The sequence below is a fragment of the Streptomyces sp. NPDC018029 genome, assembly GCF_044327655.1.
GTDB lineage: Bacteria > Actinomycetota > Actinomycetes > Streptomycetales > Streptomycetaceae > Streptomyces.
On record NZ_JBIRFV010000008.1, the window covers coordinates 279,859 to 296,097 of the forward strand.

Sequence of the window (16,239 nt, forward strand, 5' to 3'; positions counted from 1 at the left end):
GCGGCGGCCGGGCCGGGCCCGACCGGCTAGGGCTTCCAGTCGCCGAGCCAGTCGGCGGTCTCCTGGTCCGCGGCCTGGGCGTCCGTGAGGTGCGGGCGGTCTCCGTTGGGGCCGCCCGCGCCGGGGCCGGTGTTCTTGTACTCGGCGAAGCGGTCGTCCTTCCAGGAGAAGCCGCCCATGTCGGTCCAGGGAGCCGTCTTGACGGCCGCGCCGAGCTTGCTGTCGCGGATGGTGGCCTGCGGGTCCAGGCTCGCGTCGCCTCCGGCGTGCCAGGGGCGGCCGAGGTGGAAGCTCCGCGCGGTGACGTCACCGTCGATGGTGGTGCGGGTGATGAGGAAGCCCTTGCGTCCGGCCGGGGTGCTGGGCGCGGTGACGTATCCGGCCGAGGTGCCGTTCCAGCGCTTCTTCAGGGTGAGGATGGACTTGTCGATGACCGCGGTGGCACGGCCGAAGACGAAGTCGGTGTTGCCGATGACGTAGGAGTTGGTCAGGTAGACCCGGCCCGCCTTGTCCTTCGCGGCCGTGTCGAGGAGCAGCGTGTCCTGGTCGCCGCTGACGATGAGGGAGTCGAGGCGGACCCGGTCGGCGGCGGTGCGCAGCGCCACGGCCTGGTGGCCGTCCAGGTTCTGGTTCCGCGCCTCGTCGAAGTCGTTGGAGATGGTGAGGTTGCGGACCTGGAAGTCGTCGGCCTCCACGGCGACGGTGGCGCTGCCGCCGGTGCCGTACGTACCCCCGCCGGGCTTGGTCATCCCGGAGGCGTGGCCCTCGACGATGACGGTGTCCTTGCGGCTGGTGCCGGTGCCCTCGAAGGTGACGTGGGGCTTGTTCGACGGGACCTTCACCGTCTCGCGGTACGTGCCGGGCGCGATCCGGATCACGACGCGCGAGGAGTTGCCCGCCGGGACGGCGTCGACGGCCTTCTGCACGCTCGTGTACCGGCCGCTGCCGTCCTTGGCGACGGTGAGGGTGCGGTCGGCACGGGCGCCGGCCGTCGTGCCGAGGGAACTCCGGGGGCCCGCGCCGGACTTGAGGAGCGCGGGGACGTCGGCCGCCTTGTCGAGCTTGTACTTGTAGTACGCCTTCGGGTCGAACGCCGTGCCGCCGCTCTCGTTGCGGCCGCTGGTCTTGGTGAAGACGTTGCCGCGCTGGACGAGGGCGGCGGTGGCGTCCTTGATGACCGGGTTGTTGATGCCCTGGAAGTAGCTGTTCTCCAGGACCATCTTCGTCCTGCCGCGCGAGTAGTTGCCGTACGACGAGGTGATGTCGGTGCCCGGGTCGTCCTGGAGGTAGTTGTTGTAGAGGTGGGCGTGGGCGACGTTGTCGGTCGACGGGTTGCGCTGCTCGGTCTCGCGGAACCAGTTGTGGTGGATCGTGAGGTCGGCGGTGGCGTTCTCGGTCCAGCCGATGCCGAAGGTCTTGTTGTTGTCGCTCAGCTTGTTCCAGGACACGGTCACGTAGGTGGTGTCCTTGCGGCTGTCGATCAGACCGTCGGCCATGTGCCGCAGATCGTTGTGGTCGATCCACACGTGGTGCGCGCCGTCCATCTGGATGGCGTCCCAGTCGTGCTCCTTGTCGTTCCAGGTGCCGTCGTACGAGTCCCGGATCGTGAGGTTCCGGATGATCACGTTGTGGACGCCCCGGCCGAGGAAGAAGCCGCCGCCGACGAGCTGTCCGGAGGTGCCCGCGCCCACGATCGTCTTGTCGGAGGCGACCTTGATCTCCTTGCCCTTGGGGTCCATGGTGATCGTCGCGGCCACGACGATGACGTACGGCTCCGGGGCGGTCGCGTACTTCTCCAGCTCGGCGAGGCTCCGCACGGTGACGGTCTTCCCGTCCCGGCCGCCGTACGTCCCCTTCTGCCCCAGCGCGTGGACCGACGCGAAGCCGTCGGCGGTGTCGTCGGCCCAGGCCGGGGCCGCTGCGGTGGCGGCGGCCGCGCGGGGCTGAGCCTCCTCGCCGAACGCGCCGAAGGCCGTGCCGTACGCCATCGCGGCGGCCGCGGCGACGGCCAGCGGGGCGCCCACCAGGAGGGCCCTCTTCTTTCTGCGGTGTCGCGCCTTGCCATGGAGGTCGGTCATGCGTCGCTTCCCGTCTGTCGTACGTGGGGGGCGCCCGTGTCCGGTGGACCGGGCCGCTGAGCAGTCGCCGCCGAAGGCACAGAAGGTTGCCCGTCGATACAATTTTTTTGGCGAGGTGTCGAGAACGCGCCGTCCGCTCCGACGTCTCCTGTGAAAGTCACCCGCGAGGGGTGACGGCGCAGCCGAGGAGCGAAGTCATGAAGTATCTGGTGATGGTGCAGGGCTCGCAGGCCGACTACGAAGCGATGGCGGGCAAGCCGTCCGCGGACGGTCCGGCGTGGAGCGAGAAGGAACTGCAGGCGATGTTCGCGTTCATGAGCGAGGTCACCAACGACCTCGCCGAGTCCGGTGAGCTCATCGACGCGCAAGGGCTCACGGAGCCCGCGCAGACCCGCTTCGTCAGCAGGGACAAGGACGGCCGCCCCGTGATCACGGACGGTCCCTACGGCGAGACGAAGGAGGTGCTCGCCGGGTACTGGCTGCTCGAATGCGCGAGCCTGGAGCGCGTCACCGAGATCGCGCAGCGCATCAGCGAGTGCCCCGGACCGGAGGGTGTCGTCGACCCGCCCGTCGTGATCCGTCCCGTGCAGGACTCCTCGGGAGGCGAGTGTTGAGACGTACGGCCCATTCCTCGGGAGACGGGCGTTGAGACGTACGACCGAGGCCGAGGACCTGCTGCGCCGGCACGCGCCGCAGGTCCTCGGCGCGCTCGTACGCCGGTACGGGCACTTCGGCGCCGCCGAGGACGCCGTGCAGGAGGCGCTGCTCGCGGCGGCGCGGCAGTGGCCGGACTCCGGAGTGCCGGACAATCCGCGGGGCTGGCTGATCAAGGTCGCCTCGCGCCGCCTCATGGACCAGCTGCGCGCCGACGAGGCGCGGCGGCGGCGCGAGGAGGACGCGGCGCGCCTCACCCCCCGGGACGCGTTCACCGCTCCCCCGCCGGGCGAGAGCCGCGCCCCGGCCGACGACGACACGCTCACGCTGCTGTTCCTGTGCTGTCATCCGCAGCTGACTCCGGCCGCGCAGATCGCGCTGACCCTGCGCGCCGTCGGCGGTCTGACCACGGGCGAGATCGCCCGGGCACATCTTGTGCCCGAGGCGACGATGGCTGGGGGCACCTCCCACGCCCTTGAGGCAGTGGGGGAGGATCAGCCGGGCGAAAGCGAGGATCAAAGGAGCGCCGTTCTTGCAGCCGGGGCCCGAGGACCGCGACGCGCGGCTCGCCGTGGTCCTCCAGGTGCTCTACCTGATCTTCAACGAGGGCTACACGGCGACCTCCGGCGAGGCCCTGCACCGCGCGGAGCTCGCCCGCAAGGCGATCCGCCTGACGCGTTCGGTACGCCGCCTCCTGCCCCACGAGGGCGCGGTGACGGGCCTGTTGGCGCTGATGCTGCTCACCGAGGCCCGCGGCGCTGCGCGGACGGGGCCGCACGGCGAGCTGATCCCGCTCGACGAGCAGGACCGCACCCGCTGGGACCGGGAGGCGATCACCGAGGGCACGGTGCTCGTCGAGGAGGCGCTGTCCCAAGGTCCGCCCAGCGCCTACCAGTTGCAGGCGGCGATCGCGGCGCTGCACGACGAGGCGGAGCACGCGGAGGCCACCGACTGGCCGCAGATCCTCGCCCTGTACGACGTTCTCGTACGCCGCGCGCCCGAGCCGATGGCCGAGCTGGGACGCGCCGTGGCCTACGCGATGGTGCACGGGCCCCGGGCCGGGCTCGGTGAACTGGCCGCGCTGGAGGACCGGCTGAAGGGCCATTACCGCCTGGAGGCCGTGCGCGCCCATCTGCTGGAGAAGGCGGGCGACACCGAAGGGGCCCGCGCCGCCTACCAGTTGGCGGCCCAGGGCACCCTCAGCCGCCCCGAGGCCCACTACCTTCAGACGCGAGCCGCCAGACTGGCGCCCTGAGCGGGGGCCGCGCCGAGCGGCGCGCAGTGCTCGGCGACGGTGTCGGCGAAGGCGCGGGCCAGCGGGCTCAACGCGTCCCAGCGGCGCACCGCCCAGCCCACCGAGAGCGGCGGCAGCTCCGGAACCGGGACGAGACAGAGGCCCGCGGGGCCGCTCTCGCGCCAGCCGGGCAGCGCGGGCACGACGGCCTGGCCGAGCCCGAGCTCGGCGAGGAGGACGGCGGTGTCCCAGTCCGCGACGCTGGTGACGGTCGGCAGCACCACATCCAACTGGCCGAGGTGCGCGTCGAGTCGGCCGCGCGATGTCGAGCCCTCCGGGGGCGTGATGAGCTGTCCCGAGGCCAGCTCGGCGGGCTCGACGCGCGGGCGGCCGGCCAGCGGGTCGTCGGTCCGGACGGCGAGGACCCAGGGCAGCTCCACGACGGGCCGCTGCTCGATGCCGCGCACGGGTTCGCCGAGAGTGATCCAGGCGAGGTCCAGGTCGTCGGCGGCGAGCGCGTCGAAGCAGCCGCGGCTGGAGCTCACGGTCTGGAATTCCAGGTTGACGCGCGGATAGCGGTCCCGGAAACCGACGACGGCTTCGGCCATGAAGTGCCGTACGGAGGTGGCCCCTGTGGTGATCCGCACCGCGCCGCCGTCACCGCGCACCTGCTCGCGCAGCCGGCGCACGGCGAGGTCGATGCCGCCGATGCCGTCGGCGGCGGCTGCCCGCAGGGTGCGCCCGGCCGAGGTGGGCACGACGCCCCGCGCGTGCCGCTCCAGGAGACTGACGCCGAGCTCCCGCTCCAGGCGTTTGACGTGCTGGCTCACCGCCGACTGCGTACAGGACAGGTCGCGGGCCACGGCACTGAGGCTGCCTGCGCGGCACACGGCGATGAAGATGCGAAGGTCGTCGAGGGTCACGAGGGCGAAGTTATCCCTTGGAGGGCTACAAGGAAACCTGAGGATTGACTTGGGTTTTCGCCGTGCACCAAGATCGTCCATGGCCCGGGCGGCGACCCGGCGACGGGCGTCGACCCGGGGTTCACGGAGCCCCGGGGGCGCGGGCCATCGACTCGGGAAAGGTGACGTGTGGAAGCGCTCGAGATGGTGGCCGTCGGGGCCGCCGGTGTCGCGGCCGGCGGGCTCAACGCGGTGGTCGGGTCCGGCACCCTCATCACCTTCCCCACGCTGATGGCGTTCGGCCTCCCGCCGGTGCTCGCCAACGTGTCGAACAACCTCGGCCTGGTGCCGGGCACCCTGAGCGCCGCGTACGGCTACCGCCGTGAGATGAAAGGGCAGTTAAGACGCCTGGTCCGGTTCGGCGCGGCCTCCCTCATCGGCGGCCTGATCGGCGCGCTGCTCCTCCTGCGGCTCCCCGCGGACGCCTTCCAGGCGGTGGTCCCGGCGCTCATCCTGACCGCGTGCCTGCTGGTCCTGCTGCAACCCTGGCTGAACCGCCGGCTCAAGAACCGCCGGAGCGGAGCGAACCGCGACGGCGGCGCCCCCATGTGGTGCGGAGTCCTCGTCACCGGCGTCTACGGCGGCTACTTCGGCGCGGCCCAAGGCGTGCTGCTCATGGCGCTCTTCGGCACCTTCCTCCCGGACGACCTGCAACGCCTGAACGCCGCGAAGAACGTCCTCGCCTCCCTCGTGAACGGTGTCGCCGCTGTCGTCTTCATCGCGGTCGCGGACATCGACTGGACGGCGGCCGGCCTGATCGCCGCGGGTTCGACAGTGGGCGGCCTGATCGGCGCCCGCTTCGGGCGCAAGCTCCCGCCGCTGGCCATGCGCACGTTCATCGTCGTCGTGGGGACGACGGCTTCAGTGATCATGCTCATGCAGTAGGACGACGTAACGCAGGTCACAGCCCCGGCCCCCCGGGTCAGGGAACCCCGATCCATGGTTTATCGTTGAACATGATGTGACCCCGACCGAGATTCCCCCGTCCGGTCGGGGTCACATTCCATTCATGGGGACGTCTTCCCCTGTTTTCACGCCTTCGAGGGCGAATATGCCAACCGCACCGCGTGACACACGCCCGGGCGGCATCATGCGTCCATGGACGGTGCCAAGCCTGTGCAGGTCTTGTTCACGCCCGATGAGTACGCCGCGATCGCGCGCCACGCGGATCACCTCGGGATGCCGGTGGCCGAGTTCGTCCGCCGCGCCGTGACCGTCCGGACCGAGGAGCGGTCCGGCCCGTGCCAGACGTCCGACAGCCGGCGCGGAGCGGCCGTTCCGCCGGTCCAGCGAGGGCTGGGGAGGGACGGGACGCCCGCGCTCAAGCGGTTCCTCGACACCCTCGCCGCCTCGGCCGAGCCGAAGGCCCTGGGAGGCGATCGGGACCGGTGAGAGATCAGGGCGGGAGTCAGCTGAGGGTGATCTCCGGCTTGTAGAGGTCCAGCCAGAGCGCCAGGTCGAGCGTCCGCTCCAGGTCGCGGCGGGAGGCCTGGGTGATCTGCGGCGCCTCCCGGTCGGCGGCCCGCGCGGCCCGCTCCCGGTCCACCAGATCGAAGACCGGGTGGCCGGGCCGGGCGAGCAGTTCCTTGACGTGGCCCTGGAGCGCGACCGCGTATTTGGGGTCCTGCGTCGACGGGTACGGGCTCTTCACCCGGTCGTAGACCGACCGCGGCAGCACATCTGCCGTCGCCTCCCGCAGCAGGCTCTTCTCCCTGCCGTCGAAGGACTTCAGCGCCCACGGCGTGTTGTACACGTACTCGACCAGACGGTGGTCGCAGAACGGGACGCGCACCTCGAGGCCGACGGCCATGCTCGCGCGGTCCTTGCGGTCCAGCAGGACGCGGACGAATCGCGTCAGGTGCAGATGGCAGATCTTCCGCATCCGGTACTCGAAGTCGCTCTCGCCGTCCAGGCGTTGGATACCGGCGACGGCCGTCGCGTAGCTCTCCTTGATGTACGCGGGGAGGTCGAGCGCGGCGGTCAGGTCGGAGCGCAGGACACCGGCGTCGTCCCCGAAGTGATCGGCGAACCGCACCAGCCAGGGGAAGGTGTCGGCCGTCCGCGCCGTCTCGTCGAAGAACTGCAGATAGCCGCCGAAGACCTCGTCCGCGGACTCCCCCGACAGCGCCACCGTGGAGTGCTCACGGATGGCGCGGAAGAGAAGGTAGAGAGACGCGTCCATGTCGCCGAAGCCCATGGGGATGTCCCGTGCGCGGATCATCTTGGCGCGCACGTCCGGGTCGGCGAGGGCGTGCGAGTCCAGGACGATGTCGCGGTGCTCGGTGCCGGCCGACTTCGCCACGTCGTGCACGAAGGGCGTGTCGGGCGTGGAGCGCAGCTCGTCGGCGACGAAGTTGTCGGCCTGGCCGACGAAGTCGACCGCGAAACTCCGCACCGTCTCGCCCGTCTCGGCCAGCTGACGCGCCGCGAGTGCCGTCATCGCCGAGGAGTCGAGGCCACCGGAGAGCAGCGTGCAGCGTGGCACGTCGGAGACGAGCTGGCGGCGCACGATGTCGTCGAGGAGCTCCCGCACCTTCGCGACGGACGCGTCGCGGTCGTCGGTGTGCGGACGCGTCTCCAGCGACCAGTAGACGTGCCGCCGCAGCCCCGCGCGGTCGACCGTCACGACGGTGCCGGGCTCGACCTCCCGCATGCCGTCCCACACGGCGTGCCCGGGCGTCTTGACGACCGTGAAGACCTCCCGCAGGCCGTCCAGAGTGACGCGGCGGCGGGCCAGCGGGTTGGCGAGGATCGCCTTGGGCTCGGAGCCGAACAGGACGCCGTCGGACGTCTCGTAGTAGTAGAAGGGCTTGATGCCCATGCGGTCCCGGATCATGACGAGCCTGTCGTGGCGCGCGTCCCAGATCGCGAAGGCGTACATGCCGTTCAGCCGCTCGGCGAGGGCCTCGCCCCATTCGAGATAGCCGCGCAGCACGACCTCGGTGTCGGACTCGGTGGTGAACCGGTGGCCGCGCCCCGCCAGTTCGCGGCGGAGCTCGGTGAAGTTGTAGGTCTCGCCGGAGTAGACCAGGGCGACGGTGCCCGTAGGTGTCTCGACGGTCATGGGCTGGCGCCCGCCGGGCAGGTCGATGATCGCGAGGCGACGGTGCCCGAGCCCGGCGGGGCCGCCGGTCCACGTGCCGCGGTCGTCGGGACCGCGGCAGGACATCGTCTCCGTCATGGCGTCCAGGGTGGTGGACTCGACCGTCAGATCACGGTCGAAGGAGACCCAGCCGGTGATGCCGCACATGCGCATTCCTTCCGCTCGCCGAACTAGGTGTATCTAGCACCTATATAGGCAGAGTGCGCCTCCGATTGCGTACGGTCAACGCGCCGGCTGCGCGGCCGCCTCACCGACCCCGACGATTCCGGCCGCTTTTTACCAAGGCCAGAGCCGCGTCGCGCGGGGGCGCCCCCCTTTCGATCCGCCCCGACAGGCAAGCCGCCCCTTCAGCGGAACGAAACATTCCAGCCATCGGCAAAGACTTGTCAACGATCCTCTTCGGCTGCCCTTAACAGCCCTGCGGCATCCTCGCGCGCCTGCTCGACGGCGGCGGGGAACACCTGGAGGCCGTGCGCCACGAGCGCGCCCTCGTGCAGCAGCATCAGCGTCCGCCCCAGGCGCGCCGCCCCGCGCGGCGCGATCTCTGCCGCGAGATCGGTGAAGAGCGCGAGCATCCAGGCTTTCTGGCCGGTGATGACCGCGTACGCGGGGTGGCCGGGGTCACTGATCTCGGCGTGCGCGTTGACCATGCCGCACCCCTTGGCCGAGTGCTCATCGACCCAGTCCCGCAAGGCGTCGAAGACGGCGAGGATCCGGGCGCCCGGCGAGGGCGCGGCCTCCAGATACGGGGCGAGGAAGGCACGCCAGCGCTCGTCCCGGTCGGCGAGGTACTCGACGACGATCTGCTCCTTGGAGCCGAACCGGTCATAGAGGGTCTTCTTGGTCACCCCGGCCTCGGCGGCGATCAGGTCCACCCCCACGGCGTGGATGCCTCGCTCGTAGAAGAGCCGCCCCGCGGCGTCGAGGGCGCGGCGAGCGCCCGGCGTCATGACGATGCGGCGCGGCGCCGCCACACCGCCCGCTTCCGTTCCGTGCATGCCGTTGCTCACGAATCCATCGTAAGCCTGCAGTAGACCGATCTGTATACTCGACGTTCCACTGAGGTATACAGATCGGTCTACTGGCTCACCGGCTCAGCCGCATCGCACGACGGGGAGGCATCCATGAACGTCCTGCTGTCGGCCGCATTCGTACTCACCTGGAGCTCCGGGTTCATCGGCGCCAAACTGGGCGCGGGCAGCGCGTCCGCGGTGACGATCTTGATGTGGCGCTTCCTGCCCCTGGCCGTGGTCCTCGGGCTCGCCGCCCTGGTCCTCGCGCGTGCCTCCTGGCGGGGCCTGACGGCGCGTGACCTCGGCCGGCAGGCGGCTGTCGGCGCGCTGTCGCAGAGCGGCTACCTCCTCACCGTGTACTACGCCATCCAGCTCGGCGTCTCCAGCGGGACCACCGCGCTGATCGACGGCACCCAGCCGCTCGTCGCGGGAGCCCTCGCCGGGCCGCTGCTCGGCCAGTACGTCTCCCGCACCCAGTGGATCGGGCTCGTCCTCGGCGTGAGCGGAGTCGTCATCGTCACCGCCGCCGACTTCTCCGGCGGTGGCGGCGCCCCGTGGTGGGCCTATCTCGTGCCGTTCCTCGGCATGCTCTCGCTGGTGGCGGCGACGTTCCTGGACCGGCGCGCACCCCGCCCGGTCGGCCCTTCGGTGTCGATGACGGTCCACTGCGTCACCAGTGCCGTGGTCTTCACGGGACTCGCGCTGGCGGCGGGAGCCGCGACACCGCCCGCCGAAGCGTCGTTCTGGACGGCCATCGGGTGGCTGGTGGCGCTCTCCACGTTCGGCGGGTACGGCCTGTACTGGCTGATCCTGCGGCGCTCCGGGGTCACCCAGGTCAACACCCTCATGTTCCTCATGGCTCCGGTGACCGCGCTCTGGGGTGCCCTGATGTTCGGCGAGCCCTTCGGCCCGCAGACGGTGTCGGGCCTGGCCGTCGGACTCGCGGCGGTGGTGGTCGTACGGCGGGGTGCGGGCCGGTCCGCCGCCGTCGCGCCGGAGGACCGGGTCAGGGCGGGGTCGGGAAGGCCTGCACGGCGGGCGCGTACCGGTCGGTGATCTCGTCGGTCTCCGCGGCCGGTGAGCAGGTGAGCAGGTGACGACCATGTGGCGGCCTGGCTCGGCGCAGGCGGTGCCGTTACGTTCCTCCCCTCATGTCACCTTCCCTCCAGAGCCGTCCCCTCGGCGGACCCGCCGCGCCGGGTGGTCCGTCGTGCGGTCTCCGGGGCCGGTTCCGAGGGGATGGCCAGGGCGGTGGCGCAGGCGATGAGCGCGACCGTTCCCGCCAGGGTGAACGCGAGGTGGTAGCCGCCCAGCGTGGGGACCTGCACGCCGTCGACCGACGACGTGTGCCGGACGAGCACGGCGGCGACCGCCGCGCTGGAGAGACTCTGGCCGATCGTCCGCATCAGGACGTTGACGCCGTTCGCGGACGCGGTCTGCTCCACCGGCACCGCCCGCAGGATCAGCGTGGGCAGCGCCGAGTACGCGAAGGTCGTCCCGGTCGCCACGACCGCGGCGCCGACCACGATCACCCACAACTCCCGGCTCTCCACGATGCGTACGAGATAGCCGAGCGCCATGATCGCGCCGCCGACGGCAAGGGTCACCCGAGGGCCACGAGCCGTCGAGACGCGGGCCGACACCGGCGACAGGACCAGCATGACCACTCCGTTGGGCAGCAGGCACAGGCCGGTCGCCACGATCGAGAGCTCCAGGCCGTAACCACTGCCGACGGGCGCCTGCAACAGCTGCGCGGTCAGCAACGAGTTGGCGTAGAAGGCGAATCCGGCGAGCAGCGCGGTCACGTGCGGCAGTGCCACGCGGCGCCCGGACGCCAGGCGCAGATCCACCAGGGGCTGTTCCGTCCGCAGCTGCGTGTGCCACCACAGGGGCAGGATGACGACGGCACCCGCGAACAGGCCGAGGACCGGGCCGCTCCCCCACCCCCACTGGCCGCCCTGCGACACCGCGAGCAGCAAGCAGACCAGTCCGGCCGTGAGGCCCAGCGCGCCCCGGATGTCGAAGCGCCCAGCTGAACGCACGGGTGACTCCGGCACGGCCCACCGGGTGAGGAGGAGTCCGAGGGTGCTCAGTGCCGCTGTGGCCCAGAACATGGCGTGCCAGTCCGCGTACTGCACGATGAGCGCGGCCAGCGGCAGACCGAGTGCGGCGCCGATCCCGACCGTCGAGCTCATCAGGGCGACGGCGGAAGCGGTGCGCCGTGGCGGGAGTTCGTCCCGCAGGATGCTGATGGACAGCGGCACCACCGCGGCGGAGCCGCCCTGCAGGGCGCGCGCCGCGATCAGCAGCCGGACGTCGGACGTGAGCGCGCAGAGCACCGAACCCGTGGCCATCAGGCCGAGGGCGAGCAGCAGGACGCGGCGCTTGCCGTACATGTCGCCGGCCCGGCCGAGAACGGGCGTGAGGACCGCGCCGGCCAGCAGCGTCGCGGTGACCAGCCAGGACACGGCCCCGGCCGAACTGCCGGTCAGCCGGGGCAGATCGGGCAGCAGCGGCACGACCACCGTCTGTGTGACGGCCATGAGGATGCCGCCGAAGGCCAGGACGGGAACGGTCAGCCGGGCGCGCAGCCCCCGTGCGTCACCCGGTTCCGGAACGGACCCCATGACGTCTCCCCCGCCCGATCATCTCTCGGCCCCGCCCGCACACGGTGAATTCGAATTCACCGTAGTGGGTGAATGGCAATTCACCGCCGGGAATTCGCCCCGAAATCTCCACCTCAATCTCTCCCTCCACCTCTACCGATGGAATCGAAGATTCTGTGGGTCGGACCGGATGGTCCCCGGACCGCCCCGTGCTCGGCCCCTGCCCGGCCCCTCCCTGGCCGTGAACCGCCTCGCCGGACCGGCGGACCACCGCCGCGGGAGGTCACCGTGGGGCGGCTTCGGTCATACTGCGGCCCATGAATCGACTCCGAATCGGCCTGGTGGGCACGGGTCCCTGGGCCTCCGCCACGCACGCCCCCGCACTGGCCCGGCACCCGGGCGTCGACCTCAGCGGCGTCTGGGGACGCCGCCCCGAGGCGGCTGCCACCCTCGCGGCCGCGCACAAGACGACGGCGTACGCGGACGTGGACGAGTTGTTCGCCGTCAGCGACGCGGTGGCGTTCGCGGTACCGCCCGACGTACAGGCGCCGCTCGCCGCGCGGGCCGCGGCGGCGGGCTGCCACCTGCTGCTCGACAAGCCGGTGGCCACGACCGTCGACGGGGCCCGGGACCTCGCCGCCGCGGTGGAGCGGGCCGGAGTGGCGTCCGTGGTCTTCTTCACGCTGCGCTTCGCCGCCGACACGTCGGCCTGGCTGTCCGAACAGGTCGCGACGGGCGGCTGGTTCACCGGCCGCGCCGACTGGTACGGCTCGTTCTACGGCCCGGACGGCACCGAGGCGTTCTCCTCACCGTGGCGTGCGAGCCGGGGCGGCCTGTGGGACGTGGGCCCGCACGCCCTGTCCATGCTGATACCCGTACTCGGCGACGTGAGCGCCGTGACGGCCGCGCCGGGCCCCGGCGACACGGCCCATCTGATCCTGCGGCACACCGGCGGCGCGTCCAGCACGGCGACGCTGAGCCTGACGGCACCGGCGAAGTGCGCGGGGCTGACCGTCGAGCTGCGCGGCGAGAGCGGCACCGTCGTGCTGCCGACGTGGGAGCCGGGCGAGGCGTTCCGGACGGCGGTCGACCAGCTCGTCGAGTCGGCGGGCAGCGGCACGGCGCACCCGTGCGATGTCCGGTTCGGGCTGCGGGTCACGGAGATTCTGGCGCAGGCGGAGGAGCACCTCACGGCCGCGTGATCCGCCCGGCACCAACGATGTGAGCCGGGATCCGGCCAAGTCAGGCCGTGGGGTTCGACGAGAGCGGCCACGGCGTCCGCCCGGGGCAACCACGGGCGGCCGGTACCGTGGCCGCTACGTAATGGCGAGTGACGGCACCGACCGCAGCCGGGGATCCTACGGAGCCACCGCGGGAAGTAGCGCCGTGCGGTCCTGCGCTGCTCCGATTCCGACCACTCCGACGACTCGGGCCGAAATACGAACAGTTGTCCCACACGCTTCCCGCATCAGCCTCAGTAGGCCTAGGGGGTACCCAATGCCGGGGAATTTCAGCCATTCTCGAACTCCCCGGACAAGATGCCCCGCTGGTGCGCACGGGCGCCACCCGACGATCAAACCTGCAGGTCGGTGACCCCGCACGCTCCATGATGCCCCAGCGACTGATCGTTTTCTTCGGGCAATGTTTACTACCAAAGCCGATGTGAATATTTAGACTGATCACGCTCCAACTCGGCGTGCACCAAGAGGGATTACCCACCATGAACAAGACGGCGCTCCGCGCTCTGCTCCGCGAACGACGCGCCCTCATAGCCCCCGAATCGCACGGCTTCGCCCGCCCCACAGGTCAGGGCCGGCGCGCCCCCGGCCTGTCCCAGCACCAGGTCGACCAGTTGCTCCACCGCACGTTCGGGACGTATCACCGCCTCGAGTCCGGCAATTACCCCAATCCGCCGACCTCGTTGCTCCGGGACGTGGCCCGCCTCTTCGGGCTCAACGAACAGGAGTGGGTCTCCCTCTGCCGCTACGCACTGCTCCAGGACCCGCCGGGACCGCTGCATCTCTCCTCCGGCAAGGAGGTGCCCGGAGTCTGGCAGGAGGCCGTCGACGGGATCGGTCACATGGCCTACGTGACGGACGCGTCCTGGGAGATGCTCGCCTACAACACGGCCTTCGCGGGCATGTTCCCGAACGGCAAGGTGCCGGGCAACACGCTGCGCTGGATGCTCCTCGACCCGCACGGCCGCGAGACGCTGATGAACTGGCACACCGCCTGGGCCCCCATGGTGCTGCCGCAGCTGCGGGCGGCGCTCGCCACCAGGCCCGACGACGACATACTGCGGCAGATCGAGAAGGAGATCCTCGCCGATCCCGAGCTCGCCGACCTCTACACCGCGGGCAACTCCCACCCGCACCCCGACGGTGACGAGCGCCCCCTGCTGCACGCCCTGGAAGGCCCCGGCTGGGTCACCATGTGTGCCGCTCAGCCCCTGACGGCGCCCGGCTCCCGGCTGATGATCCTGGTGTTCCACCGCGGCACGCAGCGCACCCACTCGCGCGCGTCCATTCTCCGCTCGGACTGACGCGCCCTGCCCCGGGCGGACCACCCCCGCACACGGCGCTCAACAGGGCACTTCGGCCCCAGTGCAGTACGTTGGCCACATCCCCACCCGCTCTGCCGATCCTCGGGGAGCCGCCTCGTGACCGCTCACGTACTCAGACCCCGTACCGTCCTCGGCGACCACAAGGTCACCACGGCCGAGATCGCCGACGATGTGAGCAGGCACCACGCCGACCACCCGCGCCTGCGCGCGATCCTCCGCGTCATCGGCAACAGCGGTGTCCAGACCCGCCACTTCACCCGCCCCCTCGATTCCCCCACCGTCTCCGGCACCGCCGACGTCGGGGAGCGCGCCCGCACCGCCTTCGGCGACGCGCTCGCCATGGCGGAACGGGCCGCGACCGGGGCCCTGGACGACGCGGGGCTCGCCGCGCGGGACATCGACGCGATCGTCACCACGCACACCACGAGCTGGGCCGTCCCCCACCTCGACATCAACCTGGTCTCACGGCTCGGCCTCCGCCCCGACCTGCGGCGCGTCGCACTCGCCACGGTGGCCTGCACGGGCGGCACCCAGGCGCTCGCCCGCGCCGCCGACCTCGTCGCCGCGCGACCTGGCAGCAAGGTCCTCGTGGTGGCCGCCGAGGTGCTCTCCAGCATCTACCACCACAGCGACACCACCATCGAATCGATGATCTACAAGGCGCTGTTCGGCGACGCGGCCGCCGCCACGATCGTCACCGACACACCGCTGGGGCCCGGTCTCGCCGTCGAGGACACCTTCGAGTACGTCCTGCCGGACAGTGTCGAACGCCAGCGCGGCCGGATCTCCACCGACGGCATCCACTTCGACTCCACGAAACAGGTCCTGGCCGCCGTCACCGACGTGCTGCCCCCGCTCCTGGAGTGGCTCGGGCCGCGCCGGCCCGACTTCGCCCTCATTCACCCCGGCAGCCCCCGCATCATCGCCGACACGACGGACGCCCTGCGCCTGGACGAGCACGCCGCGCGGCACTCCACGGACACGCTCAGCCACGAGGGAAACCTCGGCGGCGTGAGCATTCTGCGCGTCCTGGAACGCACCCACGCCGATCCCCCGCACGACGGCGCACACGGCGCGGCCGTCGCCTTCGGCCCCGGCTTCGCCACCGCGGCCGCGCGCTGCCGCTGGCAGGCATGACCCACAGCCGCTGACAGGGCCGAGCCCGCCGCCCGCCAAAACCGGTTGCCGCCACCGCACCGCCCTGCTGAGGTGACCCCATGGATCATGCAGCGGTATTGACCGCGTACGACCGGCAGCTACGGCACGACACGCAGGGCGAGGGCGGCGACACACGGGGCGAGCGGACCGGCGGTGTCGTGCGGGTGACCGGCTCGGCACACGACTGGAACGGCGTCCTGTGGGCCGACATCGACGCGTCGACGGCCGACGCCGTCATAGCCGAGCAGGTGCGCCACTACACCGCGGCCGGGCGCGAGTTCGAGTGGAAGCTGCACTCCTACGACCAACCCGCCGACCTCGCCGAACGCCTCCTCGCGGCCGGCTTCGAGGCCGAGCCGGTGGAGACCGTGATGGTCGCCGAGGCCGCCTCGCTGCCCGCGGGGCCCGAACTGCCCGACGGCGTGCGGCTGCTCCCGGTGACGGACGCCGAGGGCGTGCGGCTCATGGCCGAAGCCCACCTCGCGGCCTTCGGGGAGGGCGACGCCGCGCTGAGCGAGCACCTCGCCCGGCGCGTGCTCGCCCAGCTCACCGAGGCGCCCGACGACATCGTCGCGGTCGTCGCCATGGCCGGTGACCGGCCGGTGTGCGGAGCGCGGATGGAGTTCCGCCCCGGCACCGACTTCGCCGGCCTCTGGGGCGGCGGCACCGATCCGCAGTGGCGCGGCAAGGGCATCTACCGCGCGACGGTGGCCCACCGCGCCCGCATCGCCGTCGAGCGCGGCTACCGCTATCTGCAGGTCGACGCCTCCGACGACAGCCGCCCGATCCTGGACCGCCTCGGTTTCACCACGCTCTGCACGACCACGCCGTACGTGTACCAGCCGTAGGGACACCCGCGCGGGCCGCG

Annotated in this window: 13 protein-coding genes and 1 pseudogene; 9 read left to right on the forward strand and 5 right to left on the reverse strand. The window is 71.4% G+C overall.

Annotated elements, in window-relative coordinates; translation table 11 throughout:
• Positions 1-26: 26 nt before the first annotated feature.
• Positions 27-2,078: a pectinesterase family protein gene (locus ACH4D5_RS25200; RefSeq protein ID WP_398306631.1), complete on the reverse strand. Its 2,052-nt coding sequence runs from the start codon at positions 2,076-2,078 to the stop codon at positions 27-29.
• 197 nt (positions 2,079-2,275) lie between these two features.
• Here ACH4D5_RS25200 and ACH4D5_RS25205 point away from each other — a divergent pair, with 197 nt between their 5' ends.
• Both ACH4D5_RS25205 and ACH4D5_RS25210 read left to right on the forward strand, forming a co-directional pair.
• Entirely contained in the window at positions 2,276-2,692 is a 417-nt protein-coding gene (locus tag ACH4D5_RS25205; RefSeq protein ID WP_398306633.1) for a YciI family protein, read from the forward strand.
• A 31-nt stretch (positions 2,693-2,723) separates the two neighbouring features.
• Positions 2,724-3,987: pseudogene (locus tag ACH4D5_RS25210) on the forward strand (RNA polymerase sigma factor).
• On the opposite strand, the gene ACH4D5_RS25215 reads toward ACH4D5_RS25210, so the two are convergent.
• The gene (locus ACH4D5_RS25215; RefSeq protein ID WP_398306635.1) at positions 3,957-4,889 is read right to left on the reverse strand and encodes a LysR family transcriptional regulator; all 933 of its coding nucleotides are present in this window, start codon (positions 4,887-4,889) and stop codon (positions 3,957-3,959) included. The pseudogene ACH4D5_RS25210 and the gene ACH4D5_RS25215 sit on opposite strands and share 31 nt — an antisense overlap.
• Positions 4,890-5,057: 168 nt before the next feature.
• On the opposite strand from ACH4D5_RS25215, the gene ACH4D5_RS25220 reads away from it, so the two are divergent.
• Positions 5,058-5,813, forward strand: coding sequence for a sulfite exporter TauE/SafE family protein (locus tag ACH4D5_RS25220; protein ID WP_398306637.1), 756 nt, complete (start codon positions 5,058-5,060; stop codon positions 5,811-5,813).
• Between the two features lie 213 nt (positions 5,814-6,026).
• On the forward strand, positions 6,027-6,320 hold the full coding sequence (locus tag ACH4D5_RS25225; protein ID WP_398306638.1) for a plasmid mobilization protein: 294 nt from the start codon (positions 6,027-6,029) through the stop codon (positions 6,318-6,320).
• 16 nt (positions 6,321-6,336) lie between these two features.
• On the opposite strand, the gene asnB is transcribed toward ACH4D5_RS25225, so the two are convergent.
• On the reverse strand, positions 6,337-8,178 hold the full coding sequence (asnB, locus tag ACH4D5_RS25230) for an asparagine synthase (glutamine-hydrolyzing) (RefSeq protein WP_398306640.1): 1,842 nt from the start codon (positions 8,176-8,178) through the stop codon (positions 6,337-6,339).
• A gap of 239 nt (positions 8,179-8,417) precedes the next feature.
• Positions 8,418-8,981 carry a TetR/AcrR family transcriptional regulator gene (locus tag ACH4D5_RS25235; protein WP_398307084.1) on the reverse strand — a complete coding sequence of 188 codons (564 nt, stop codon included), beginning with the start codon at positions 8,979-8,981 and terminating at the stop codon, positions 8,418-8,420.
• A 174-nt stretch (positions 8,982-9,155) separates the two neighbouring features.
• Here ACH4D5_RS25235 and ACH4D5_RS25240 point away from each other — a divergent pair, with 174 nt between their 5' ends.
• Positions 9,156-10,100 carry a DMT family transporter gene (locus ACH4D5_RS25240; protein ID WP_398306642.1) on the forward strand — a complete coding sequence of 315 codons (945 nt, stop codon included), beginning with the start codon at positions 9,156-9,158 and terminating at the stop codon, positions 10,098-10,100.
• Positions 10,101-10,198: 98 nt separating this feature from the next.
• On the opposite strand, the gene ACH4D5_RS25245 is transcribed toward ACH4D5_RS25240, so the two are convergent.
• Positions 10,199-11,671, reverse strand: coding sequence for an MFS transporter (locus tag ACH4D5_RS25245; protein ID WP_398306644.1), 1,473 nt, complete (start codon positions 11,669-11,671; stop codon positions 10,199-10,201).
• Between the two features lie 296 nt (positions 11,672-11,967).
• Between ACH4D5_RS25245 and ACH4D5_RS25250 the strand changes: the two genes are divergently transcribed.
• The 4 genes from ACH4D5_RS25250 (at position 11,968) to ACH4D5_RS25265 (ending at position 16,219) form a co-directional block, all read left to right on the forward strand.
• Complete coding sequence (locus ACH4D5_RS25250) at positions 11,968-12,852, forward strand: Gfo/Idh/MocA family protein (protein WP_398306646.1); 885 nt, start codon at positions 11,968-11,970, stop codon at positions 12,850-12,852.
• A 518-nt stretch (positions 12,853-13,370) separates the two neighbouring features.
• Positions 13,371-14,192 (forward strand): helix-turn-helix domain-containing protein, encoded by an 822-nt coding sequence (locus ACH4D5_RS25255; protein ID WP_398306648.1) that lies wholly within the window; start codon positions 13,371-13,373, stop codon positions 14,190-14,192.
• Positions 14,193-14,309: 117 nt separating this feature from the next.
• Complete coding sequence (locus ACH4D5_RS25260) at positions 14,310-15,350, forward strand: PhlD (RefSeq protein ID WP_398306650.1); 1,041 nt, start codon at positions 14,310-14,312, stop codon at positions 15,348-15,350.
• An 80-nt stretch (positions 15,351-15,430) separates the two neighbouring features.
• Positions 15,431-16,219 (forward strand): GNAT family N-acetyltransferase, encoded by a 789-nt coding sequence (locus ACH4D5_RS25265; protein WP_398306652.1) that lies wholly within the window; start codon positions 15,431-15,433, stop codon positions 16,217-16,219.
• Positions 16,220-16,239 lie beyond the last annotated feature (20 nt).

Bases quoted from the DNA above. Each gene is read 5' to 3' on its own strand.
- ACH4D5_RS25200 (WP_398306631.1), bottom strand. From the start codon at position 2,078: ATGACCGACCTCCATGGCAAGGCGCGACACCGCAGAAAGAAGAGGGCC.
- ACH4D5_RS25205 (WP_398306633.1), top strand. From the start codon at position 2,276: ATGAAGTATCTGGTGATGGTGCAGGGCTCGCAGGCCGACTACGAAGCG.
- ACH4D5_RS25225 (WP_398306638.1), top strand. From the start codon at position 6,027: ATGGACGGTGCCAAGCCTGTGCAGGTCTTGTTCACGCCCGATGAGTAC.
- asnB (WP_398306640.1), bottom strand. From the start codon at position 8,178: ATGTGCGGCATCACCGGCTGGGTCTCCTTCGACCGTGATCTGACGGTC.
- ACH4D5_RS25235 (WP_398307084.1), bottom strand. From the start codon at position 8,981: ATGACGCCGGGCGCTCGCCGCGCCCTCGACGCCGCGGGGCGGCTCTTC.
- ACH4D5_RS25240 (WP_398306642.1), top strand. From the start codon at position 9,156: ATGAACGTCCTGCTGTCGGCCGCATTCGTACTCACCTGGAGCTCCGGG.
- ACH4D5_RS25245 (WP_398306644.1), bottom strand. From the start codon at position 11,671: ATGGGGTCCGTTCCGGAACCGGGTGACGCACGGGGGCTGCGCGCCCGG.
- ACH4D5_RS25250 (WP_398306646.1), top strand. From the start codon at position 11,968: ATGAATCGACTCCGAATCGGCCTGGTGGGCACGGGTCCCTGGGCCTCC.
- ACH4D5_RS25255 (WP_398306648.1), top strand. From the start codon at position 13,371: ATGAACAAGACGGCGCTCCGCGCTCTGCTCCGCGAACGACGCGCCCTC.
- ACH4D5_RS25265 (WP_398306652.1), top strand. From the start codon at position 15,431: ATGGATCATGCAGCGGTATTGACCGCGTACGACCGGCAGCTACGGCAC.